Origin of the sequence: uncultured Pseudosulfitobacter sp. (genome assembly GCF_963976325.1) — a bacterium.
In the GTDB taxonomy this organism is placed as follows: domain Bacteria; phylum Pseudomonadota; class Alphaproteobacteria; order Rhodobacterales; family Rhodobacteraceae; genus Pseudosulfitobacter.
On the sequence record NZ_CAXBJW010000001.1, the window covers coordinates 1,371,173 to 1,395,378 of the forward strand.

The following is a 24,206-nucleotide window of genomic DNA, read 5'->3' on the forward strand; positions in this document are numbered from 1 at the left end:
GTCAAACTTTGCGAAATACGAAATCAATTTGATGAATCACGAAAATATCATTCAGGTGGTGGTGCTGGTGCTGGATGCCACCAACACGCTCAGCTTTGCCGCGGCGGTCGACCCCTTGCGTGCGGCGAACCGTCATGCGGGGCGGCAACTGTTCCAATGGCATCTGGCAACCCCGGCCAATGCCCCCGTGACGCTGACATCAGGGGTTGTGATCCCCGCCAACCCGCTGGCGCGGATCGCCCGATGTGACTGGATCGTGACAGTGTCGGGGTTTGAGCCGGACCGCCAAAGCACGCCCGCGCTGATGGCCAGCCTGCGCCGCCTTACCGCCACCGCTGATCACGTTGCCGGTGTCGATGGCGGCCCGTGGGTGCTGGCACTGGCGGGGCTGCTGGACGGGCACACGGCCACCGTGCACTGGGAGGATTTTGAGGCCTTCGCCGCCCGTTTCCCCGACACCCACACCGTGAACGCACGCTATCAGGTCAGCGGCAGGTTCTACACCGCCGGCGGCGCTGCCCCGACGCTGGACATGATGTTGGCCCTGATTGCCGAAACGTGCAGCCCCGCGCTGGCGCGCAAGGTGGCGGGCAGCTTTATCACCGACACCACCGCCGCCGCTTCACAGCCGCAAATCCGCCAGCCCCAGCGCGCCCAACACAACCACGTCACCGCCCGTGCGCACGCGCTGATGGAAACCACGCTGGACACGCCCGTGCCCATTGCCACCATCGCCCAGCGACTGGGTCTAAGCACACGCGCGTTGCAGTTGCAGTTCAAGGCAACCATCGGCCTGTCGCCACAGGCCCACTACATGGCCCTGCGCATGGCCGAGGCCGAACGGCTGGTCACCCAGACACGCCGCCCGCTGCACGACATCGCGCTCAGCACCGGCTTTTCCAGCCAGTCCGCCTTTGCCCGCGCCTATGCCGCAGCCCACGGCACCAGCGCGCGCGCGCACCGTAAATCTGCATAGGCCCTGATTTCTTTTGGCCCTAAATATCCACTGCGCAACGGCAAGCCCCACGGGCCCGCCGTCGCAATTTGGCTCAAGGACCGTTCAATACGGCATTGCATGGGCACGGTGCGCGGTGTCGATCTCGGCCAGCACCTCGTCGGACAGCGTCACATCAACTGTGCCCAGCGCAACCTCAAGCTGGTCCAACGACGTCGCCCCGAAAATCACCGATCCCATGAAGGGCCGCGTGCAACACCACGCCAGCGCCATTTGCACCGGGTCCAGCCCGTGCCGCTGCGCGATGTCCAGATAGGCATCGACCGCACCGAACACCCGGTCGGTCTTGCGCCCGCCCAGATCGCCGTTCAGATCCATACGCGACCCTTTCGGCACGGTGCCGCCCTGGTACTTGCCCGTCAGCAGCCCCGCCGCCAGCGGTGAAAACGCCAGCAGGCCGACATCTTCGTTCATGCTCATCTCGGCCATGTCGGTGTCATACAGGCGGCACAGCAGCGAATATTCGTTCTGCACCGTGGCCACCCGTGGCCCGCCCGTGCGCGCCGCCGCTTCGATCCATTGCGTGGTGCCCCAGGCGCTTTCGTTGCTGAGGCCAAAGGCGCGGATGCGGCCACGGTCCACCTCGCGTTGCAGCGCGCCCAGACAGTCTTCCATGTTCTGAATGGTCGATGCACGGTCCTGATCCGAAGGGTCAAAGGTCCAGTTCTTGCGGAACATATAGCTGCCGCGGTTGGGCCAGTGGAACTGATACAGGTCAATGTAGTCGGTCTGCAACCGGCGCAGCGAATCGTCGATCGCCTCGGGGATCGTCTCGGACGAGATCGGCGCGCCCTCGCGGCGGTGCATCATCCCCTCGCCCGAATGCTTGGTGGCCAGGATATAGTCAGACCGCCGGTTGCGGTCCTCGTTCCACAGCCCGATGATCCGTTCGGTCCGGCCGACGGTTTCGGCGCTGACGGGGTTCACCGGATACATTTCGGCGGTGTCGATAAAATTGATCCCTGCGTCCAGCGCCCGCTCGATCTGATCGAACCCCTCTTCGGCCGTGTTCTGTGTGCCCCAGGTCATCGATCCCAGGCACAGCTCGGACACTTTGATGCCTGTTCGGCCCAACGTTTTCATCTTCATCGGTTTTTCCCTTTTCTTCCGCACAAGATGCTAACGCCAGAGCCTGAAATCACAAGGCGTATCCCCCTGCTTTGCAAGGCTGGTCTAGCAAACAAGCCTTAACCATACGTAACTTGCCCCGTGCCATCGTGTCCCTTGCGGACCAATGGGTTGGCCCGCCTTTTGCACGCGGCAAAAAACGATGCAGTCCTGGCGCTTTCCCACTTGGCGTTGCGGCCTGTGCAGATCATGGTGACAGGATATGCGCCTGCTGATTTCCCTTGTTGCCCTTTTGCTTTCGGTCCTGTTGCTGCAACTCAGCTCGGGCGGGGTCGGGCCGTTGGACGCGCTGTCAGGGCTGGCGCTGAACTTTTCACGGCAGGAAATCGGGATGCTGGGGTCGGCCCACTTCTTCGGGTTTTTCATCGGCTGCTGGTGGGCGCCGCGCCTGATGGGGTCGGTGGGCCATTCACGTGCCTTTGCCGCGTTCACAGCCGCAGGGGCCATCGGTTTGCTGGCGCATATGATGGTGGTAGATCCCTATGCCTGGGCGGTGATGCGCGTGGCCTCGGGGCTGTGCGTGGCCGGCTGTTACACGGTCATCGAGGCGTGGCTGCAAGCCAAGGTCACCAACGAAACGCGCGGACGCACGATGGGCGTGTACCGGGTGGTCGACATGACCGGATCGCTGGCGGCGCAACTGATCATCGGGGTGCTGACCCCGGCCAGCTACATCAGCTATAACATGCTGGCGATCCTGTGTTGTGCGGCCCTTTTGCCGCTGACCCTGACCACCGCGCAACAGCCCGAAACCCCCAGCGCCCCGCGCCTGCGCCCGCGTCTGGCGTGGGACCGCTCGCCGCTGGCCGCAGCCGGCGTGATCGTGGCAGCGCTGTCGTCGGCCAGCTTTCGAATGGTCGGGCCGGTCTATGGTCAGGACGTCGGGCTGAGCACCGGGCAAATCGCGTGGTTCCTGTCGGCCTTCGTGTTGGGCGGGGCGCTGGCCCAATACCCCGTGGGGTGGCTCGCGGACAAATACGACCGGCGCTGGGTGCTGATCTGGCTGTCGGCTGCGGCGATGATAAGTTGCGGCATCACGATGTCGGCCACGGGGCTGGGCACCGCGGGCATCATGCTGACGGCGGGACTGTTCGGGCTGACCACATTTCCGATCTATTCCGTGGCCGCCGCCCACGCCCACGATTTCGCCAGCGACGACGAGCGGGTCGAACTGTCAGCGGCGCTGATGTTTTTTTATGCCATCGGCGCGATTGCGGCCCCTTACGTGGCCTCGGCGCTGATCACCACATACGGACCCGGCGCGCTTTTTGGCATGATTTCGGTCGGGCACGGGGTGCTGATCATCTTTGGCCTGACCCGCCTGCGCGCCCGCCCGACCAAGCAAAAACGCACCCGCTATATCTATGCCCCGCGCACCAGCTTTGTCATCGGGCGCCTGATGGGGCGCAGCCGCGAACGCGACTGACCCTTTCCCCGCCCCCTTTGCACTGCTAAAGCAGCATGAAACGCAGACCATAGGCGCAAAAATGACCCGTCACCTGATCACCTCCGCCCTGCCGTATATCAACGGCATCAAACACCTTGGTAACCTCATCGGCTCGCAATTGCCCGCCGATCTGTTCGCCCGCTACCAGCGCGAGCGCGGCCACGAGGTGCTGTTCTTGTGCGCCACCGACGAACACGGCACGCCCGCCGAACTGGCCGCAGCCAAAGCCGGTAAACCCGTGGACGAATACTGCGCCGAACTGCACGAGGTTCAGGCGCGCATCGCTGAAGGGTTCCGGCTGTCGTTCGACCACTTTGGCCGGTCGTCCAGCCCGCAGAACCACAGGCTGACCCAGCATTTCGCGGGCCGCCTGTTTGATGCGGGCCTGATCGAGGAAGTCGCGGAAAAGCAGGTCTATTCCAACGCCGACAAACGCTATCTGCCCGACCGCTATATCGAGGGCACCTGCCCCAACTGCGGTTATGACAAGGCGCGTGGCGACCAGTGCGAAAACTGCACCAAGCAGTTGGACCCCACCGACCTGATCGACCCGCGCTCGGCGATTTCGGGGTCGACTGATCTGGAAGTGCGCGAAACCAAGCACCTGTTTCTGCGGCAAAGCAAACTGCGTGACACGCTGGATCAGTGGATCGACAGCAAGACCGGCTGGCCGGTGCTGACCACGTCGATTGCGAAAAAGTGGCTGCATGACGGCGACGGGCTGCAAGACCGCGGCATCACCCGCGATCTGGACTGGGGCATTCCGGTGAAACGCGGCGACGCGGACTGGCCCGGGATGGAGGGCAAGGTGTTCTATGTCTGGTTCGATGCCCCCATCGAATACATCGCCTGCGCCGGCGAATGGGCCGAGGCGCAGGGCACCGATTGGGAACGCTGGTGGCGCACTGACAAAGGCGCGGACGACGTGACCTATACTCAGTTCATGGGCAAGGACAACGTGCCCTTCCACACCCTGTCGTTCCCCGCGACCATCCTGGGGTCGGACGAGCCGTGGAAGATGGTCGACCATCTGAAATCGTTCAACTATCTGAATTACGATGGTGGCCAGTTCTCGACCAGTCAGGGGCGCGGGATCTTCATGGATCAGGCGCTGGAAATTCTGCCCGCCGATTACTGGCGCTGGTGGCTGCTGGCCAACTGCCCTGAAACCTCGGACAGCGAATTCACATGGGAGCAGTTCCAGCAAGGGGTGAACAAGGATCTGGCGGACGTGCTGGGCAACTTTGTCAGCCGTGTCACCAAGTTCTGCCGTTCGAAATTCTCGGAAGAGGTGCCCGCCGCAGGCAGCTATGGGCCCGCCGAAGACGCGCTGATCGCAGATCTGCAAGCGCGGTTGAAACGCTACGAAGACCTGATGGACGCCCGCGAAGTGCGCAAATCGGCGGCCGAGCTGCGCGCGATCTGGGTCGCGGGCAACGAATACCTGCAATCGGTGGCGCCATGGACCACGTTCAAGACCGATCCCGATGCCGCCGCCGCGCAAATCCGGCTGGCGCTGAACCTGATCAACTTTTACGCGACCCTGTCGGCGCCGTTCATCCCCGATGCGGCAGCGTCAATGCGGGCGGCTATGCATATGCAGGGCGACGCGGTCTGGCCGTCGGATGTGGGCCAAGCCCTGTCCGAGCTGAAACCGGGTCATGTGTTTTCGGTGCCCGAAGTGCTGTTTGCCAAGATCACCGACGAAGACCGCGAGGGCTGGGAAACCCGTTTTGCCGGGGGCCGCGCGGCCTGATATCGGGCCATGCTGACCGTGGAATAACGCCGCCCCTCGGGGCGGCGTTTTGCGTTTTAAACGGGTCTGGGTCAGAATTCTTCCCAGCCATCCTCTTCAGGCTCGGCCAGTTCAAATTTCAACGCGGTGTTGCCAACCATCGGCGCACTGCCCACAGACGTCGGCCGGACAGCCGGTGACGTGGCCGGGGCGGATTGTGCCGCAGCAGATGGCTGGGACGGTGCGACGGCCTGGACTGCGGGTCGGGGTGTGTTCCCCATACGGAAGGCCGAAACCGCAGCCGCCAAACCATCCGCTTCGGCGGTCAGCGCGTGGCTGGCGGCGGTGGTCTCTTCGAACATGGCGGCGTTCTGCTGGGTCACGTGATCCAGTTCGTTCACGGCGGTGTTCACCTCGCTCAACCCGTTGGACTGTTCACGTGCCGAGGCGGCGATGGCGGACACACGTTCCGAGATATCAGAGACCGAGTTCACGATGGCCGCCAGCGCATTGCCGGTGCGGTCCACCAGATCGACGCCCTGCCGCACCTGATCGCCCGAGGCCGAAATCAAAGCGTTGATTTCGCGTGCCGCCTCGGACGAGCGTTGTGCCAGTGCCCGCACTTCGGTGGCCACAACCGCAAACCCGCGTCCGGCATCGCCTGCGCGCGCCGCTTCGACACCCGCGTTCAGGGCCAGCAGGTTGGTCTGGAAAGCGATGTCGTCGATCACGCTGGTAATCTTGGAAATTTCCTGGCTCGACGTCTTGATCTCGTCCATCGCGCGCACCGCTTCGCGGGCCACGTCGCCACCCTGTTCGGCGTTCTGCTGGGCATCGGCCGACATCTTGCTGGCGGCATCTGCGCTTTCAGCCGCAGACATGACCGAACTGGTCAGCTTGTCCAGCGCCGCCGCCGTTTCCTCAAGCGTTGCCGCCTGTTTCTCGGTCCGGCGTGACAGGTCGTCAGCGGCGCTGGTGATCTCGCTGGTTTCGTGGCGGATCGATTCAGCGTTTTGCATGACAGCGCCGATTGCTGTTTTCAACGATTCCGTCGCCCCGTTGAAATTGCGACGCAGGGATTCGTATTCTTCGGGGAACACCTCTTCGATACCGGTGGTCAGGTCACCCTCGGACAAGTTTTGCAGGGCCAGCCCCAAGGCTTCGACCACGCGCTGTTGCTCTTTGGAAATCCGGGCGCGGGTTTCGTCAGCCTCGCGAACCGCATGGCGGGTTTCGGTCACATCGGTCCCCAGAAACACAGCCCGTTCAAGGTGGCCGTCAGCCCCCTTGATGCCGGCGAACGCACCATCGAAATGCAACATTTCTCCGCCGCCATTCGGTTTGCCAATGTCAAAACAGCCCTGCACAGCCTCCCCCTTCAGCACCGTGCGCGCCAGATCTTCAGGCAGGCTTGTGTCGGCCTGGACACTGCCAAACAACGTGTCGAAACGCGTGCCGATCACCTCGTTTGCGCCTACATCCAACGCCTGCGCCCCGTTGTCGTTCACATTGACGCAAATACCGCGCGCATCGAATTCCAGACGGATCTGGTTGGCATCAATTGCCCCCAACAAAACAGCGTCGCGGTGCGATTCCGTGTTGTCGGACCATTCAATAACCGAGCCGATCATCTTTCCCGCCGCATCATGGGCCGCGTTGGCTTTGACGGTGATGTGACGATCACCGATCTGCATCGATACTTCTGTGGGCAATGCAGCGGCACCGCTGGTGCGTGCGGCTTGTGCCAGCGCAGAGACGTCGGCCATCTGTGACAGATCCGCGCCCACCCATTCGGTGCCCGACGCGCCCTGCCAACGCGATGTCAGATCGTTCCCCATTTCGGACAGCAAGGCCGTGCAGGCCGGGTTCACGAAAGTAACGATGAACTGCGTATCAACCATCATCATGGCCGCCGACGACCCTTCAAATGCAGCACTTTTGAAAGCAGCCTCGCGCTGCGCACCCTTGGCCACTGCAAGGTTCTGGCGGAACTGGTCCAACCGTTGTGCAATGCTGCCGATTTCGTCATTGCGCCGCGTGAACGGGATGGCCGTATCGTAATCCTCGCGGGCCACTTTGGTCATCGCGCCTTCAATGCGGATCAGCGGACGCGACATATACAGCCACAGGTAAATCCCCGTCGCCACCAGCGCCAGTATCATCGCAAGGCCGACTTCGATCATGCTTTGACGTTGCTGGGCCGCCAATTCCATGGCGCCCGGCGCACGTGTCCAGACTGTAACGACGGCACCGACGACTGACCTGTCAGCGCCAAACTTCGCGGGCACCGCGGTCATTTCACCACCTGGAGATTCGACAAGCTCCCCCTGGGCGATTGCGGTCCGGGCCAGCTCTGTTGCCGCGGCCATGTCGAAGGCATCGGTCGGCGTGTTATGCAGAACGTCGCCATCGACGCTGAACGCTAGCCCGGCGACGGCATCAGGCTGTGCCTGCCGAATGACATCCTCGACCGTTTCGGCAATCGCCTTGACATTGCCGAACTTGATAGAGCCGCCCAATTGCTGCGCCAGCAGGCGGCTCACTTCGTTTGAGCGCAGCCGCAAGTCTTCGTGATGCGCTTTGGTGGCTTCATAATTGTCACGCCAGACCGAAAACGCGAAAATCATGATGACCACAAGGGCCACCCCCAAAAGGTTCTTGGCCAAGACACTGGCCATCGCGCTTTTCAGCCGTTTCACATATAGTTGCACTGACATCCGATACCCTTTTTCATCGGCCCGCTTGCCTGCCTGGCGCGCGCGATCCGGTTGGCAATTGGATGTCGTTTAAAGCGGTAGTCTTACGACAGGCTTAACGCAGCCCTTAAAATACCCCTCCCCGCTTAGCCCGCATTTGATTTCAATTGTATCGACACGCGCGCTTGCGGACGTCGGCAAAGCCAGTTGAACTTGAAAGAGTGGTGCGGGCGGTGGGACTCGAACCCACACGGGCACAAGGCCCAACAGATTTTAAGTCTGGTATGTCTACCATTCCATCACGCCCGCAGCGCCCTTATCCCTAGGGGCTGCTGGCCGCGTGCTCAAGGGGTTTTCAGATGTCTTTGCCCGGATCAGCCGAGAGCTGTGGCCCCAACGGTGCACCGGGCGCGATCAGGGCGCGTTCGGACAACCAAGGATTGTTGGCCAGCGCCGCAAGCAACTGCGCGCGCGCATCCGCGCGCTGGCCCAGTTGCATCAGCGTCAGCGCCCGCCCCGACTGCGCGGGCACATGATCGGGCAAACGCGCCAGGGCCTCGTCCAGATCAGCCAGCGCGCGCACGAAATCGCCTTGCAGGTAATAGACAAATGCCCGTTGGTTCCAGCCCTCGGCATAGTCCGGGCAATAGGCGATCAACCGGTCAAAATCCGCCTTGGCCCCCAGATAGTCGTAACTGTCGCGCCGTGCCATGCCGCGATCCAGCACCTCTTGGGCCTGAGCGTCGGGGGCGCGCAGATATACCTGCCACAGCCCTTCTGCCGCACCACGCGCCGCAGCCTCGGACCGCGCAGCGCGCGCGTCGTCGAACAGGGCGGCCAATTCGTCCGAGTGGTCCTGCGGCGCGGGGCAGTCGTCCGCCCAGACGGGCAGACCCAGACACATGACAAAGACAACAGCGGACAAAGCTTTCATGACCCAAAGCTTGACGCAGATTGCCCTTTGGTCAAGTCACATCTGCGAGAACCGCTTCCTTGACCGCCTCCATCGCCACATAGGTCGATGTCGAAGCCACATAGGGCAATTGCGAAATCGTCTCGCCCAGAAACTGGCGATAATCGGCCATATCCCGCGTGCGCACCTTCAGCAGGTAATCAAAGTTGCCGGCAATCATATGCGCCTGTTCGATCTCGGGAACCTTGACCACGGCCTGATTGAACGCAATCAACGCGCCCTCGCGGGTGTCCGTCAGGCGCACCTCGACAAATGCCACGTGATCCATGCCCAGACGGATCGGGTCCAACATCGCCCGATAGCCCAGAATAACACCGTCTTTTTCCAACTTGCGCAGCCGCGCCTGTGTCGGAGATTTCGACAATCCGATGCGCGCGGCCAGGTCCGTCACGCTCATCCGTCCGTCTCGTGCCAGCTCTGACAGAATCGCACTGTCGAACCGGTCCAGCCCTACCCGATCATATTCCATGAGAAATCCTCGAACTTCGGTCTAAATTACCGACAAGTGAAATCATTATAGTCAAATCGCCTTCCGATCCAGCGATACAATGGTACATCTGCCAAAAGGATAAATCATGGCCCGCGACACTGAACAATCCCTGCGTCTTCACATCGACGCTGCGACCTATACCGACCAGAACACGGTGCTGGCCGAACTTGTTTCGTTCGCCCGTCTGGATCAATCGGACCGCGAGGCGATCACCGCGCGCGCCGCCGCCTGGGTGCGCCAGATCCGCGCCGCCGCCGATCCCGGTCTGATGGAGAGTTTTCTGGCCGAATATGGCCTGAGCACCGACGAAGGCATTGCCCTGATGTGTCTGGCCGAGGCGCTGCTGCGCGTGCCCGATGCCGACACAATCGACGCGTTGATCGAAGACAAGATCGCGCCATCGGACTGGGGTACGCATCTTGGCAAATCGACCTCGAGCCTGGTGAACGCGTCCACCTGGGCGCTGATGCTGACGGGCCGCGTTCTGGACACCCGCCGCCCCAGCCCCGTGCGCCAGTTGCGCGGCGCGATCAAACGGCTGGGCGAGCCGGTGATCCGCACCGCCGTGGGCCGCGCCATGAAGGAAATGGGCCGTCAGTTCGTGCTGGGTGAAAACATCACCTCGGCGATGAAACGTGCGGCCGGCATGGAGAAAAAGGGCTATACCTATTCCTATGACATGCTGGGCGAAGCCGCCCGCACCGAAGCCGACGCAAAACGCTACCACCTAAGCTATTCGCGCGCGATTTCCGCCATCGCGACCGCATGCAATCAGGGCGACATCCGCAAGAACCCCGGCATCTCAGTCAAGCTTAGCGCGCTGCATCCACGCTATGAGGTCGCACAGGAAGAGGCGGTGATAAACGACCTGCTGCCGCGCCTGCGCAGTCTTGCACTGCTGGCGAAATCGGCGGGCATGGGGTTGAACATCGACGCGGAAGAAGCCGACCGGCTGTCGCTGTCGCTGGAACTGATCGACCGCGTGCTGTCCGAACCTGCGCTGAAAGGCTGGGACGGTCTGGGCGTTGTGGTGCAGGCCTATGGCCCCCGCGCGGGCCGGGTGATCGACACGCTCTACGATATGGCACAGACACACGACCGCCGGATCATGGTGCGTCTGGTCAAGGGCGCCTATTGGGACACCGAGATCAAGAAGGCACAGGTCGAAGGGCTGGACGGTTTCCCCGTCTACAGTCAGAAGGCCGCGACCGACGTGTCCTATATCGCCAACGCACGGCGCCTGCTGGGCATGACCGACCGGATCTATCCGCAGTTCGCCACCCACAACGCGCATACGGTGGCTGCCGTGCTGCACATGGGTGCCGACCCCGAAACCTTCGAATTCCAGCGCCTGCACGGCATGGGCGAGGCGTTGCACAACATCGTCATGGCCGATGCCGGCACCAACTGCCGCATCTACGCCCCTGTGGGCGCGCACCGCGACCTGCTGGCCTATCTGGTGCGGCGTCTGCTGGAGAACGGGGCGAACTCGTCCTTCGTCAACCAGATCGTCGACGAAGATGTCTCGCCCGAGCAGGTGGCAAGCGATCCGTTTGACGCTCTGCCCTTCCCCGGCCCCAAGATCATCCGCGGCACCGAGCTGTTCCAACCCGAGCGTCCGAACTCGAAAGGTTACGATCTGGCCCACGCGCCGACGCTGGCCGCCATCGACGCCGCGCGTAACCCGCTGCGGGCCAAGACATGGGACGCGGCCCCGCTGCTGGCGACCGATGTGACAGATGGCGCGGCACAGGATGTGTCCAACCCCGCCGATCCGTCAGATACGGTCGGCACGGTTCAGACGGCTACGCCCGCCGATGTGACAGCCGCCTTTGACGCTGCAAAACCGTGGGACATTTCCACGTCAGAACGTGCGGCGATCCTGAACAAGGCAGCGGATGCATTGGAAGCCAACGATGCGCCGATCTTTGCCCTGCTGGCGCGCGAGGCGGGCAAGACCCTGCCCGACTGTGTGGCCGAGCTGCGCGAAGCGGTGGATTTCCTGCGCTATTATGCAGCGCAGGCAAAGGACGATACCAAACCCGCAGGCACCTATGTGTGCATCAGCCCGTGGAACTTTCCGCTGGCGATCTTCACGGGGCAAATCGCGGCAGCTTTGGCCGCAGGCAACGCTGTGCTGGCCAAACCGGCCGAGCAAACACCGCTGATCGCCCATCTGGCCGTGACGTTGATGCACGAAGCAGGGGTGCCCGCCCATGCGCTGCAATTGCTGCCCGGCGGCGGTGACATCGGCGCGGCGCTGACCTCGGATGCGCGCGTTGGTGGCGTGGCCTTTACCGGCTCGACCGCGACGGCGCTGAAAATCCGCGCCAGCCTTGCAGAACACGCCGCCCCCGGCACGCCGCTGATCGCGGAAACCGGCGGCCTGAACGCCATGATCGTCGACAGCACGGCCCTGCCCGAACAGGCCGTGGCCGCCATCATCGAAAGCGCGTTCCAGTCGGCAGGACAGCGGTGTTCGGCCCTGCGGTGCCTGTATATCCAAGAGGACATCGCACCCGCCTTTACCGCCATGCTGACCGGCGCAATGGACGCTTTGGTGATGGGCGCGCCCTGGGACATCAGCACCGATGTCGGCCCCGTGATCGACGAAACCGCCCGTCAGGGCATCGCTGATCACATCGCCACCGCCCGCGCCGAAGGGCGCTTGCTGCACGCCCTGCCCACGCCCCAGACGGGGACGTATATCGCCCCCACCCTGATCAGCGTGAACGGGATCGAGGACATGACCCGCGAGATTTTCGGGCCGGTCCTGCACATTGCCACGTTCAAATCGGGGCACATGCACCGGATCATTCAGGACATCAACGCCACCGGCTACGGGCTGACCTTTGGCCTGCACACCCGCATCGACGACCGTGTGCAGTTCGTGTCGGACCGTATTCTGGCGGGCAACGTCTATGTGAACCGCAACCAGATCGGCGCGATTGTCGGCAGCCAGCCGTTCGGCGGCACCGGCCTTAGCGGCACCGGCCCCAAGGCGGGCGGCCCCGATTATCTGCGGCGTTTCGCGGCGCCGGTTGCTGCGCAGGCTGTTGACGACTGGGACCACGACGCGCCGCAGCCTTTGCCCGCCCTGCGCGCGCAATCGTCGGACAAGGTTTCGGAACACACGATGCCCGGGCCCACAGGCGAGACAAACCGCCTGAGCACATGGGCAGGTGCGCCTGTCTTGTGCGCCGGTCCCGGCCCCGAGACGGTGCAGGCACAGATCAAAGCCGTCGAGGCGCTTGGCGGTCGTGCACTGGCGGCCACAGGCCCCGTTGGCCCGCATTCGCTGACCGTCGGCCCCGCCTATTGCGGTGTCCTGTGGTGGGGCGACGCGGAAACGGCCGCTGTGCTGAACCGCGCCTTGTCCAAACGTGACGGCGCGATCATGCCGCTGATCTCCGGCCAGCCCGACGTGGGCCACGTGCTGTGGGAACGGCATCTGTGCGTGGACACCACCGCTGCGGGCGGCAACGCGGCGCTCTTGGGCGAAGTGGCCAAGAACCCCGCGCCCTGACCGCTATTTGCGCGCCACAACCCGCACCGCGCCGTCCTGCAAAAAGACGGCGCGGTCGAACAGGTCCAGATTGACCGGATTGGGCAACCGAACGTCGCCCCAATCCGGTGGCCCAGCCTCGTCGGCAAAGCCGCGATCAATCTGTGCAATCAGCACGACGATCACACCGCTGCGCCGCGCAAAGTCAGCCAGCGCGGCCATCTGTGCGCCCAAAGGCGGCAGCCGGCGGTCCTGATCCAGAATTTGCAGATAATCCACCACAGCCACGCTGCCGCGCGGCGCATCGCCCAGAGCGGCGATGATATGATCAGCACATAGCGCATCCGACGTGTCCACCCGCAGCGCCTGCGCCTGCGCCACGTCCACGCCGACTTCGGCAAAGCGGCGGGCGACCTCTGCCGCCGTCCATTCCAATGAGAAAAACGCAGCCCCACGCCCCGCCGCCAAAGCAGCCCCGCACAACTCCAACCCCAGCAGCGTCTTGCCCTGCCCCGGACGTGCCCCCAACAGAACCAGATCCCCCGCCTGCATCTGCTGCAACACCCGCGCCGCAGGCCGTTGTCGCGCGTGGTCCGCCGCCAGCAGGCTCCAGTGGGCAAACCCCGCCTGTCGCGCCACAAGGTCCAGTGCCGCGTGCAACGGCACACCCCTGTCCCGCGCCAGCCGCCGCGCGTCGCGCTTCAGTCGAAAAATAGGTATCGTCACGTTGATCACATCATCCATATGTCCCGAGCTTGTGACACCACGCCCTCCTCATGTGCACGCTCGACCATCGGTGCGATGCAAATATTCACCCTGCATGTTCATCTGCTTTCCCGACGGAGGGGGGCGGCACGGGTCATGCCAGCCCCGATAGTCGCCCTGCCACGCCCAAAACTCAATCCCCCACCCTTCATCTTGCCAGATAAACTCCGGGGGAGGCGCACAGCGCCGGGGGCAGCGCCCCCAAACCCGTTCGCGCCATATTGACCCCGCCCGCGTTTCAGACCAGCTTACGCCCATGTTTCCCATTCGCGATCATAACCCCTCGGGCCGCACGCCTTATGTCACCTACGGGTTGATGGCCGCGAACATCCTGATTTTCCTCAGCTATGTCGGCCTGATGTCGGACGCGCGCGCGATCAATGCGTTCTACATCGAATGGGCGTTCATCCCCGCACGGATCAGCGCGGGCGAAGGCTATTACACGCTGGTGTCGTCGATGTTCCTGCACGGCGGGTGGATGCATCTGGCTGGCAACATGCTGTTTTTGTTCATCTTCGGCGACAATATAGAGGACGAGATGGGCCATGGGCCTTACCTGGGATTCTACCTGCTGTCCGGCGTTGCCGCGGCCCTCGCACAATATGTGGTGGCACCCTTCTCTGGCGTGCCGACCGTCGGCGCATCGGGCGCGATTGCGGGCGTCATGGGCGGCTATCTGCTGCTGTTTCCAAAGGCCAAAGTCGACATCCTGATCATCTTTATCGTGTTCTTCCGCATCTTCCCGATCCCCGCCTGGGTGATGCTGATGCTTTGGTTCGGCATGCAGTTCATCGGCGGGCTGGGGGCCAACCCGGATGCCGGTGGCGTCGCCTATTGGGCCCATGCGGGCGGATTTATTGCCGGACTGGTCTTTGCCATTCCGTTGTGGCTGCGGCGGGGCGGGACCGCGTTCTGGTCACGCACCCACGGCCATCCGCCCCACCCCGAGGCGCAATACGTCCGTTCGCGCATTCCAAAGGTACGGCGATGACCGCGGTGCGGGTCGATGCCCGCTGTCACTGTGGTGCGGTACATATCCGTGCCACCCTGCCCGAAGGGCTGCGGGATGTGGCGCGCTGCGATTGTTCGTTCTGCCGCAGACGTGGTGCGGCCGCGGTCACGGCACTCGCCGCCGATCTTGAGGTGGTAAAGGGCGCGGAAAACCTGACGCTCTACAGCTTTGGCACCCACACGGCGCAGCATTATTTTTGCAAGACTTGCGGCATCTATACACACCACCAGCGCCGGTCGGACCCGACGCAATGCGGTGTCAATCTGGGCTGCATCGACGGGATCAATCCGCGCGAGCACGAGCCCGTCCGCTGGACGGACGGGGTGAATCACGTCTCGGATCAATAGAGACCTTGCCGCTGGCGGGTTTGGGGGCGCTGCCCCCGGCGCTGCGCGCCTCCCCCGGAGTTTATCTGGCAAGATGAAGAGGCCGGCCCGTCAAGGTGCCAGCCCGTAATTTCAGGCGCGGATGATTTTGGCGAAGTTGGAATACAAAGCTTCGTTGGCGCAAACCACGTTGCCGCTGTCCAGCAGATCGGCGCTGGGGTCCATCGGTTCCAGCAGCGCGCCGGCTTCGCGGGCAATGATCACACCGGCAGCCATGTCCCACGGTTTCAGGCGGCGTTCCCAGAACCCGTCGTAGCGGCCTGCGGCCACATAGGCCAGATCAAGCGCGGCAGAGCCCCAGCGGCGCACGCCAGCGCAGACGGGCAACAAGCGGCCCAGATCTTTCAGTGTATCGGGCAGATCGCCGCGCCCGGCAAAAGGCAGACCGGTTGCAAAGATCGCCTCGATCATATGGCTGCGGCCCGAAACGCGCATCCGGCTGTCGTTCATCCACGAACCTGCGCCCTTTTCGGCAAAGAACATTTCGTCCTTGGCGGGATCGAAAACCACACCGGCCACAACCTGGCCCTTGTGCTCCAACGCGATCGACACGGCCCAGTGCGGCAGACCGTGCAGGAAGTTGGTGGTGCCATCCAGCGGATCGACGATCCAGCGGCGGGTGGGGTCTGTGCCCTCTTCCTCGGCGCTTTCCTCGGCGCACCAGCCATAGGTCGGGCGCGCGCCCATCAGTTCGTCCTTGAGGATTTTCTCGGCGGCGATGTCGGCACGGCTGACGAAATCGCCGGCGCCTTTCATCGACACTTGCAGCTGTTCGACCTCGCGGAAGTCCTTGACCAGCGAACGGCCCGCCTTGCGCGCGGCTTTGATCATGATGTTGAGGTTTGCACTGCCAACCATTGGGGACTCTCCTAGAGGGATCAGGCCGCGCGTATACGCGCCCTGTTCCAAGATGCCAAGGGCCTGTGCGTATCATGCCGCGCCGTGGCGTCACGGCTTGCCCCGGCGCAGTTACAGGTCCACGCTGTGCGCAATCAATGGGAGAAAGATCAATGACCGACCAGATGCACCGTATCACCCTGGCCAGCCGCCCCGATGGCGCGCCGACCGCGGACAACTTCAAAATGGAAACCGGCCCCGTGCCCACGCCCGGCGAAGGCGAGGTGCTGGTGCGCGTCCACTACATGTCGTTGGACCCCTACATGCGCGGCCGCATGGATGATGCGAAATCCTATGCCGCCCCTGTGCCCATCGGCGGCACCATGGAAGGCGGCGCTGTGGGCGAAGTGATCGCGTCGAACTCGGACGCGTTCAAACCGGGTGACTTTGCGTTTGGCATGTTCGGCTGGGCCACCCACGGCGTGCAACCTGCAAAAATGCTGCGCAAGGTTGACCCTGCGCACGGACCGATCACCGCAAGCCTTGGCGTGTTGGGCATGCCGGGGTTCACCGGCTATCACGGCCTGACCGAGATTGGCCGCCCCAAGTCAGGCGAAACACTGGTTGTGGCTGCGGCCACCGGCCCGGTCGGGTCCATGGTAGGTCAGGTCGCCAAAAGCATGGGGCTGCGCACCGTGGGCATCGCGGGTGGTGCTGACAAATGCAAGATGGCGGTCGAAACCTTTGGCTTTGACGCCTGCCTGGACCACCGCGCCTATGACGACGCCAAGGCGCTGCGCGAAGCCTTGAAAGCGGAATGCCCCAAGGGCATCGACATCTATTTCGAAAACGTCGGCGGCAAGGTGCTGGAAGCCGTCATGCCGCTGATGAACCCGCACGGGCGCATCCCGATCTGTGGCATGATCGCGTGGTACAATGCCGGTGGCCTGGGTGACGGGGCCAATGCGCCGCTGACCGCGCCGAAGCTGTGGCGGACGATTCTGGTGAATTTCCTGTCGGTTCAGGGCTTTATCATCTCGAACCATTGGAACCAGTTCCCCGCCTTCCTGTCCGAGATCGGCCCCAAGGTCGCCAGCGGCGAGATCAAGGTGGTCGAGGATGTGGCAGAAGGTCTGGAAAACGCGCCGGAAGCATTTATCGGCCTGCTGCAAGGCAAGAACATGGGCAAGCAGATCGTCAAGGTCATCTGAGCCCCCAAGCAGGGGCGGTTTACGCCGCCCCTGTCTTACGCCCGCTGCAACTTGCGCGCCTCGGTGCGGGCCAGTTCGATCAGCCGCTCCATATAGGGTTTGCCGCGCTCGTCGCTGCGCACCGCAGCATAAAGCCTGCGCGTCAGCCCATGGGCGGTCAGCGGCCGCGTCACGTAGTCGGACGAATATTTCACTTCGCGCACCACCCAGTCAGGCAAGACCGCGACACCACGGTTCGAGGCCACCAACAGCAGGATCACGGCCGTCAGTTCGGCCTGACGCACCGTGGCCGGTTCGACCTTGGCGGGCATCAAAAGCTGGCTGAACACGTCCAGCCGGCTGCGCTCCACCGGATAGGTGATCAGCGTCTGGTCGCGGAAATCCTCGGCTTCGATATAGGATTTTGCGGCCAAGGGATGATCCTTTGAGGCGACAAAAACCGGTGCATAATCAAAAAGTTCGATAAATTCGACACCCGCAAGTTCTTCCGGGTCCGAGGACACCACCAGATCGACCTCTTCTTTCAGCAATGCAGGCAGCGCCTCGAACGCCAGACCGGGGCGAATGTCGACATCGACATCGGGCCAGTCCTTGCGAAAGCGTTCCAGCACCGGAAACAACCATTCGAAACAGGCGTGGCATTCGATGGCAATGTGCATCCGCCCCGACCGCCCGTCGCGCAATCCGCTGAATTCGTCCTGCATCGCCTGCACTTGCGGCAGAATCTGCTCGGCCAGGCGCAACAGCCGCAAACCTGCCGCCGACAGCTTCATCGGTTTCGACCGGCGCACGAACAGCTCGACCCCGGCCTGATCCTCCAACCCTTTGATCTGGTGGGACAATGCGGACTGGGTGATGTGCAACTGTTCGGCGGCCTTGGCCAGCCCTCCGGCGTCGTGAATCGCCTTGATCGTGCGCAGGTGGCGGAATTCGATATGCATGTGGAACTCATGTTCATGATGAGAGTTATGAATTTGTCTCACATCACAAAGCATGCGACAAGGCTCCAACACCGCACGCCTGTAAGGAATTTAACCATGACCGCCCTTTCGTTCGAAGTCTTCCCGCCCAAGTCCATCGACGCAGGGTTCCGTCTGTGGGACACAGTGCAGGCGCTGACCCCGCTTGAGCCGCGTTTCTTTTCGGTGACCTACGGCGCGGGTGGCAGCACCCAGGATCTGACCCACGAGGCGGCACAAACCCTGCGCCGGTCGTCGGGTCTGCCGGTGGCGGCACACCTGACTTGTGTGGGCGCGACCCGCGAGAAGGTCTTGCAAACAGCCGACAAATTCGCCGATGCAGGCATCACCGACATCGTGGCGCTGCGCGGTGATCCGGTGGACGGGACCAATTTCCAGCAGGTCGAAGGCGGCTTTGCCAACAGCATCGAACTGGTCGAGGCACTGGCCGACACGGGCCGGTTCACCATCCGTGTGGGCGCCTATCCCGAAAGCCACGCCGACGCCGCCGACACCGCGCAAAACATCGCCTGGCTGAAAGCCAAGATCGACGCCGGTGCCACCGAAGCGATCACCCAGTTCTTTTTCGAGGCCGAAACCTTCCTGCGGTTCCGCGACGCCTGCGTCAAGGCGGGCATCACCGCGCGCATCGTGCCGGGCATTCTGCCGGTGGGCAACTGGACCAGCATCCAGAGATTCGCCAGCCAATGCGGCGCCGACGTGCCGGTGACACTGGCCCAAGGATTCGAGAACGCGGCGCGCGACGGCAACGCCGATCTGTTCGCCCTGGCCCACTGCACCGAAATGTGTGACGAGCTGCGCGGCGAAGGCGTGGATGCGCTGCACTTTTACACGCTGAACCGCCCCGACCTGACCCGCGAAGCGTGCCGTGCGCTGGGTCTGATCCCTGCGGCGGCCATGCGCAACGTCGCGTAAGACTTGGCAAAGCGGGCAGGCGTTTCTAGCGTTTGGTATCAAACCGGAGATCCCCATGCCCCGCATCGCCAAACGCCCCGAAGACCTTCTAGGCCTCGATGAGCTGAAAAAGCTCTCGGGGCTTGAATTCATTCAGGGGATGCTTGACGGCACCCTGCCCGGCCCGCCCATCGGCGAGACCCTGAATTACAGTTTGCACAAGGTCGAAAAAGGGCGCGTTGTATTTCGCGGATCGCCGGAATTTGCGGCAACCAATCCATTGGGCACGGTCCACGGCGGCTGGTACGGCACCCTTCTGGACAGCGCGATGGCCTGCGCGGTGCAAACCTGCATCCCGCGCGGATCACTTTATACAACGCTGGAATACAAGATTAACATCACCCGCGCGATTCCCTTGGGCATGGTGATCGACTGCATTGGCACCGCGGATCATGTGGGGCGGTCCACCGGTGTGGCCAAGGCTGAAATTCGCGGGGTCGAGGATGACAAACTGTATGCAACGGGATCAACGACTTGCATCGTCATGAGCGCCGGTTAAAGGCACCGGCACCCGCCTGAAGCCATATTGACATTATACATGTCATTATGACACCTATGATGTCATGAATGAAACAGACAAGCTTTACCGACTCATCTGGATGTCGCGCCCGTTGATGCAGGCAGCAGAAGCTGCGGTTGAACAAGGGCTGGATGGCACCGGACTGACGGTCAGGACGCGGGCGGTTCTTGAAATCCTTCTTGCCCATGACGCGGCAACAGTGCCCGACATCGCCCAACATCTGGAAATAAAACGACAATATGTTCAGGTGATGGTGAACGAAACGCTTGCAGAAAACCTGACATGCAAGCGTGACAACCCGCGCCACAAACGGTCCACCATCATCGCGTTAACGGACAAGGGGCGCGCGTTGATCGAAGACGTCGTTCAACGGGAAAAGGCGCTTGTCGCGTCACTGGCGGCGGAGCTGGATGCCGGGGAAATCAACACCGCCCTTAAAATCGTCGAAACGCTGATCGACAAACTGAAAACACAGGCTGGCGACGGCTGACATGATCTGGATACTCCCTTTCCTTGTCATATTCGGCGCAATCTTGTGGCTGGCCAACGGCATCCGACAAATCGGCGCGGTCAGTTCAGGCAACGCGGTTTCAGGCAGGTCAGGAACGGCTTTGCTGCTGATTGATCTTCAAACAGTCTTTTGGGATTCGGATCTGTTCAACGAACCTGCCAAGGCAGCCGCAGAATCACTGATACTGGCTGAAATTGATGCGGCAAAATCGGATCGGATACCGGTCATCGCCGTACGACAGGAATGGTCCATTCCCGCGACAACGGCGGTGGCGCGGTTGCTGATGAACGGCCAAGCCATCGCAGGGACACCAGGCACCGAGATTGCAGCGCCTTTCGCCGGGCTTGCAGACCAAACTTTGGTCAAGCGCGTTCAAGATGCGTTCGAGACCAAAGAACTCGACAAAATCCTGGGGCAACTGAACGTCGGGACGCTTCGCATTGTCGGACTGGATACGAATTATTGTGTCGCCAAGACTGCCCTTGCCGCCCGCCAGCGCGGATACCAGGTTGAAATCGTCAAGCGGGGCGTGTTGTCAGCCGACCCGAAACGCGCCGAGAAAACGCTTATCATGCTGCGCGATAAAAACGTGATGTTGCGGTAAACCGGACTTCAGTGCACTGACGCGCCGCGAAACCAGTTCGACCACCACGACTGTGCTGGTGCACGGGCGGCTTCGGCAACGCTGGGATGCACACGCTCGGACGGGTCCAACCCGACCTTGCGCGCGCGCCGCGTGATGAACAATCCGCCAAAGCCACGCCAGGTGCCAACCGACGGGGCCAGCGCGTCTTGCGGAAACCGCGCGGCCCAACCTTCGGGCAACGGCAGCCCGCAGCTTTCAGCCTTTTCCAGCATCCACACCAGCGAAATGTTGGACAGGGGCCGCGCCGCGTCAAAGCCGCCCAATTGCCCGCCCACGTCGCCGTGCGTACCGCGAAACCACATCTGTTCCAGATGGCCCGGCCAGTCTGTGTGCGTTTCCCACATGACCGGCGCATAGGCCATCCGCGTTTCGTTGCGGGCCAGCGCGTGATAGCCGTATTTCACATGCGGCCCAAGCTGGTGGTTGTGGAACGAATGGTGCGGCGCACTCAGCCGCCACAGCACGGGCGCGTTCAGCCCCAGCGATTTCACCGTGTCCCAGACACCGATCATTTCAATCGGGACATCCGCGTGGCAATGCATACGGGCAAAAGCGCGGGCCGCATCGCTTTCACCGCCCGCCTCGTAGTGGCGGTACACCTCGCGGATGTTCCGTTCTGTCGCGTTTTCCGCCTTGAGCAGCCCGATAAAGCCGATGATCCCCGCCAGCGACCGCACTGCATACGCGCCGCGCGAATAGCCCATCAGGAAAATCTTATCGCCAGGACGGTAGCGCGACGCCAGATATCCGTAAGCGCGGCGGATCTGCCGGTTGATCCCGCGCCCCAGAATGACGTCACCTGCGCGGCGCCAGTTCGACCATTGCAGGCCGGATTCGTAATAGACAGAAACCTCTGATCCGGTTTCACGCAGCAGTTTGTATGTCAGCCCCGCGTTTGTTTCAAAGTCGGGCATAAGCGTCGACATTGTGCCATCAAGGATGATCACATGGGCGGTTGGTCCGCGCCTGCGCGGCGAAGTGGACGGTAACCCCGCCCCAAATCGTTCGCGCAGCCATCCGGCAACTGCCCTATTCAGCCGCGATAGGCTCATTCTTCAGCATTTCCCAAACTCGCATCGGTGTGAACGGCATATCCGCCTGTCGCACTCCGCGTTCCCACAGTGCGTCCTGCACCGCATTTGCCACAGCCGCCAGCGCACCAACGGTCCCCGCCTCGCCGCAGCCTTTCATGCCCATGATGTTGGCCGTGGACGGCACCGGTTCGGATGTAAATCCGATCCATGGCACGTCATAGGCACGCGGCATCGCGTAATCCATGAACGACGCCGACAGCAGCTGGCCGTCCTCGTCGTACACAACATGTTCGGTGATGGCCTGACCGATGCCCTGCGCCACCCCGCCGTGCACCTGCCCCTCGGCCAGCATCGGGTTGATCAGGTTGCCAAAATCGTCGACCACCGTATAGCGGTCCACGCTGGTCACACCGGTGTCGGGGTCGATCACCACCTCGGCCACATGGGCGCCGTTGGGGAAACTGCGGGCCGGCAGGCTGGCGCGGGCTTCGTGTTTCAGCAGATCGTCCCGCTCGACCTCGCGGGCCAGAGCCGCGACCTCAAGCATGGTGGGCGTCAGGTTGCTGCCCTCGGCACGGAAGCGTTCGTCGTCGAATTTGATCTCCGACGGCTCCACCCCCATTTCACCTGCAAGGAATTCCTTGAAGCTGGTCATGATCACATCGACCGTGGCCAGCGTCGCGTTGTTCTGCGTGGTGACCGATCGCGACCCGCCGGTGCCGCCGCCCTGTTTGATCAGATCGCTGTCACCTTGAATGACGGTGATCAGATCATGAGGTATTCCTGTCTGGTCGCTGAGAAACTTGGCATAGACGGTTTCATGCCCCTGCCCGTTGCTTTGCGTTCCGACATAGATCGACACTGTGCCATCCTCGTTAAAAGTGACCTTGGCCCCTTCCGCAGGATCGCCCAAAATACTTTCGATATAGTAACAGGTGCCACGCCCCCGCATCAGACCACGTTCGGCGTCCGCAGCCTTGCGCGCGCCAAAGCCGTCGTCGTCGGCTTCGATCACTGCGCGGTCCAGTATTTTGTTGAAATCACCCACGTCGTAGGTTTCTCCCGTGGCGGTCTTGTAAGGAAACTGGTTGGGCTTGATAAAGTTCCGCCGACGCAGTTCCCACGGATCAACACCCAGCTCGCGCGCGGCGCGGTCCATGACACGTTCCAGCACATAGATCGCCTCGGGGCGGCCGGCACCGCGATAGGCGTCCACCTGCGTGGTGTTGGTGTAATAGCCTTCGACCTGCAACCATGTGGTCTGCACGTCATAGACGCCCATCAGAACCCGCGAGAACAATTGCGTCTGGATGGGTTGCCCGAACTGGCTGTTATAGGCCCCAAGGTTGCAGCGGGTGCGCACGCGGTAAGCGGTGATCTTGTGATCGGCGTCAAAGGCCAGTTCAGCCACCGACACCAGATCACGGCCGCCATTGTCGCTTAGCATCGCCTCGCCGCGTTCGGACATCCAGCGCACCGGACGGTTCAACGTGCGGGCGGCATGGGCCAGAACGAACGGCTCGGGATAGCCCATCGCCTTCATGCCGAAACCGCCGCCCACGTCGGGGTTGGTCACGCGAATTTGTTCCTTGTCGACCTGTAGCGCCTCGGCCAGTTGGTCCTTGTGGGCCCAGACCCCTTGGGCGTTGATGGCCACGTGAATGCGGTCGCCCTCCATCTCGGCGTAACAGCCGCGCGGCTCCATCGAGTTGACGATGATCCGGTTGTCGCCAATCTCAAGGCTGACGGTGTTGGCCGCCGCATCAAATGCCGCCTGCGTCGCGGCCTCGTCGCCCATGCCCCAATCAAACGCACGGTTGTCTGGGGCCTCGGCGTGCAGAGTCTCGCCGCCCGGTGTCAGGTCCATCTTGGCAGGCAGATCGTCGTAATCCAGCACGATCAGCTCGGCGGCATCGCGGGCCTGTTCGTATTTGTCGGCAAAGATCACCGCCACCGGCTCGCCCACATAGCGCAGCTTGCCTGTGGCAAGGATGGGCCGCTTGGGCGCCGCGCCCTTGGTTTTGTCGCGGTTTTCAACCGTCGCGCCCTGCATTCCGGTGTTCATGCCCGCCGCTTCCAGATCGTCATAGGTCAGCACCAGTTGCACGCCGGGGGCGTCTTTGGCCTCGGACACGTCCAATTCGGTGATGGTGCCGTGCGCGATGGGCGACCGCAGCACATAGGCGTGCAAAGCGCCATCCGGTATGATGTCGTCCACGTAGCGGCCCGCCCCGGTGAGAAAGCGCACATCCTCGACCCGTACCGTCGACTGACTTTTCCCGAATTTGTCCATGAGTATCCCCTGTTCGCATGACTTGCGTTGCTGCGGAGATTAGCCGCGCAGCCCACATTGTCCAGAGA

20 protein-coding genes and 1 tRNA gene are annotated in these 24,206 nt (G+C 62.5%); 11 read left to right on the forward strand and 10 right to left on the reverse strand.

The genetic code is table 11. The features are described 5' to 3' along the window. The first annotated feature begins 31 nt into the window (after positions 1 to 31). A complete protein-coding gene (locus AAC077_RS06820; protein WP_339767819.1) occupies positions 32 to 976 on the forward strand; it encodes a helix-turn-helix domain-containing protein in 945 nt (314 codons plus the stop codon). Positions 977 to 1,060: 84 nt separating this feature from the next. On the opposite strand, the gene AAC077_RS06825 is transcribed toward AAC077_RS06820, so the two are convergent. Continuing rightward, positions 1,061 to 2,104, reverse strand: coding sequence for an aldo/keto reductase (locus tag AAC077_RS06825; protein WP_339767820.1), 1,044 nt, complete (start codon positions 2,102 to 2,104; stop codon positions 1,061 to 1,063). Between the two features lie 241 nt (positions 2,105 to 2,345). Between AAC077_RS06825 and AAC077_RS06830 the strand changes: the two genes are divergently transcribed. After that, positions 2,346 to 3,569 (forward strand): MFS transporter, encoded by a 1,224-nt coding sequence (locus AAC077_RS06830; RefSeq protein WP_339767822.1) that lies wholly within the window; start codon positions 2,346 to 2,348, stop codon positions 3,567 to 3,569. A 61-nt stretch (positions 3,570 to 3,630) separates the two neighbouring features. Next, positions 3,631 to 5,346 (forward strand): methionine--tRNA ligase, encoded by a 1,716-nt coding sequence (gene metG / locus AAC077_RS06835; protein ID WP_339767824.1) that lies wholly within the window; start codon positions 3,631 to 3,633, stop codon positions 5,344 to 5,346. Positions 5,347 to 5,417: 71 nt separating this feature from the next. On the opposite strand, the gene AAC077_RS06840 is transcribed toward metG, so the two are convergent. The 4 genes from AAC077_RS06840 to AAC077_RS06855 form a co-directional block, all read right to left on the reverse strand. Then, entirely contained in the window at positions 5,418 to 8,042 is a 2,625-nt protein-coding gene (locus AAC077_RS06840) for a methyl-accepting chemotaxis protein (protein ID WP_339767826.1), read from the reverse strand. Positions 8,043 to 8,243: 201 nt separating this feature from the next. Continuing rightward, positions 8,244 to 8,330: transfer RNA gene (locus AAC077_RS06845), tRNA-Leu, on the reverse strand. Positions 8,331 to 8,376: 46 nt separating this feature from the next. After that, positions 8,377 to 8,955 (reverse strand): tetratricopeptide repeat protein, encoded by a 579-nt coding sequence (locus AAC077_RS06850; protein ID WP_339767828.1) that lies wholly within the window; start codon positions 8,953 to 8,955, stop codon positions 8,377 to 8,379. Positions 8,956 to 8,986: 31 nt separating this feature from the next. Beyond that, a complete protein-coding gene (locus tag AAC077_RS06855; RefSeq protein ID WP_339767830.1) occupies positions 8,987 to 9,463 on the reverse strand; it encodes an Lrp/AsnC ligand binding domain-containing protein in 477 nt (158 codons plus the stop codon). 106 nt (positions 9,464 to 9,569) lie between these two features. On the opposite strand from AAC077_RS06855, the gene putA reads away from it, so the two are divergent. Beyond that, positions 9,570 to 13,010: a bifunctional proline dehydrogenase/L-glutamate gamma-semialdehyde dehydrogenase PutA gene (gene putA, locus AAC077_RS06860; RefSeq protein ID WP_339767832.1), complete on the forward strand. Its 3,441-nt coding sequence runs from the start codon at positions 9,570 to 9,572 to the stop codon at positions 13,008 to 13,010. A 3-nt stretch (positions 13,011 to 13,013) separates the two neighbouring features. Here putA and AAC077_RS06865 read toward each other — a convergent pair whose 3' ends face one another. Further along, the gene (locus AAC077_RS06865; protein ID WP_339767834.1) at positions 13,014 to 13,733 is read right to left on the reverse strand and encodes a DNA helicase; all 720 of its coding nucleotides are present in this window, start codon (positions 13,731 to 13,733) and stop codon (positions 13,014 to 13,016) included. Positions 13,734 to 14,010: 277 nt separating this feature from the next. On the opposite strand from AAC077_RS06865, the gene AAC077_RS06870 reads away from it, so the two are divergent. Together AAC077_RS06870 and AAC077_RS06875 are read left to right on the forward strand one after the other, a co-directional pair. Further along, positions 14,011 to 14,745, forward strand: coding sequence for a rhomboid family intramembrane serine protease (locus AAC077_RS06870; protein WP_339767836.1), 735 nt, complete (start codon positions 14,011 to 14,013; stop codon positions 14,743 to 14,745). Beyond that, complete coding sequence (locus tag AAC077_RS06875) at positions 14,742 to 15,113, forward strand: GFA family protein (protein WP_339767838.1); 372 nt, start codon at positions 14,742 to 14,744, stop codon at positions 15,111 to 15,113. Before AAC077_RS06870 ends, AAC077_RS06875 begins: the two co-directional genes overlap by 4 nt. Before the next feature lie 111 nt (positions 15,114 to 15,224). Here AAC077_RS06875 and AAC077_RS06880 read toward each other — a convergent pair whose 3' ends face one another. After that, positions 15,225 to 16,010, reverse strand: coding sequence for an inositol monophosphatase family protein (locus AAC077_RS06880; RefSeq protein ID WP_339767840.1), 786 nt, complete (start codon positions 16,008 to 16,010; stop codon positions 15,225 to 15,227). A gap of 152 nt (positions 16,011 to 16,162) precedes the next feature. Between AAC077_RS06880 and AAC077_RS06885 the strand changes: the two genes are divergently transcribed. Continuing rightward, positions 16,163 to 17,200 (forward strand): NADP-dependent oxidoreductase, encoded by a 1,038-nt coding sequence (locus AAC077_RS06885; RefSeq protein ID WP_339767842.1) that lies wholly within the window; start codon positions 16,163 to 16,165, stop codon positions 17,198 to 17,200. 35 nt (positions 17,201 to 17,235) lie between these two features. Here the strand turns inward: AAC077_RS06885 and AAC077_RS06890 are convergent, their stop codons facing one another. Beyond that, the gene (locus AAC077_RS06890; RefSeq protein WP_339767843.1) at positions 17,236 to 18,141 is read right to left on the reverse strand and encodes a LysR family transcriptional regulator; all 906 of its coding nucleotides are present in this window, start codon (positions 18,139 to 18,141) and stop codon (positions 17,236 to 17,238) included. Positions 18,142 to 18,237: 96 nt separating this feature from the next. On the opposite strand from AAC077_RS06890, the gene metF reads away from it, so the two are divergent. The 4 genes from metF to AAC077_RS06910 all read left to right on the forward strand — a co-directional run bounded on the left by metF (position 18,238) and on the right by AAC077_RS06910 (position 20,769). After that, positions 18,238 to 19,095: a methylenetetrahydrofolate reductase [NAD(P)H] gene (metF, locus tag AAC077_RS06895; protein WP_339767845.1), complete on the forward strand. Its 858-nt coding sequence runs from the start codon at positions 18,238 to 18,240 to the stop codon at positions 19,093 to 19,095. 55 nt (positions 19,096 to 19,150) lie between these two features. Continuing rightward, entirely contained in the window at positions 19,151 to 19,633 is a 483-nt protein-coding gene (locus AAC077_RS06900; RefSeq protein ID WP_339767847.1) for a PaaI family thioesterase, read from the forward strand. A gap of 64 nt (positions 19,634 to 19,697) precedes the next feature. Next, entirely contained in the window at positions 19,698 to 20,144 is a 447-nt protein-coding gene (locus AAC077_RS06905) for a MarR family winged helix-turn-helix transcriptional regulator (protein WP_339767849.1), read from the forward strand. 1 nt (position 20,145) lies between these two features. Then, entirely contained in the window at positions 20,146 to 20,769 is a 624-nt protein-coding gene (locus AAC077_RS06910; protein ID WP_339767851.1) for an isochorismatase family cysteine hydrolase, read from the forward strand. Between the two features lie 8 nt (positions 20,770 to 20,777). Here AAC077_RS06910 and AAC077_RS06915 read toward each other — a convergent pair whose 3' ends face one another. Together AAC077_RS06915 and AAC077_RS06920 are read right to left on the reverse strand one after the other, a co-directional pair. After that, positions 20,778 to 21,863, reverse strand: coding sequence for a DUF2235 domain-containing protein (locus AAC077_RS06915; protein WP_339767853.1), 1,086 nt, complete (start codon positions 21,861 to 21,863; stop codon positions 20,778 to 20,780). Then, positions 21,841 to 24,138: a xanthine dehydrogenase family protein molybdopterin-binding subunit gene (locus tag AAC077_RS06920; RefSeq protein WP_339767855.1), complete on the reverse strand. Its 2,298-nt coding sequence runs from the start codon at positions 24,136 to 24,138 to the stop codon at positions 21,841 to 21,843. The genes AAC077_RS06915 and AAC077_RS06920 overlap by 23 nt, the downstream gene beginning before the upstream one ends. Between the last annotated feature and the right edge of the window lie 68 nt (positions 24,139 to 24,206).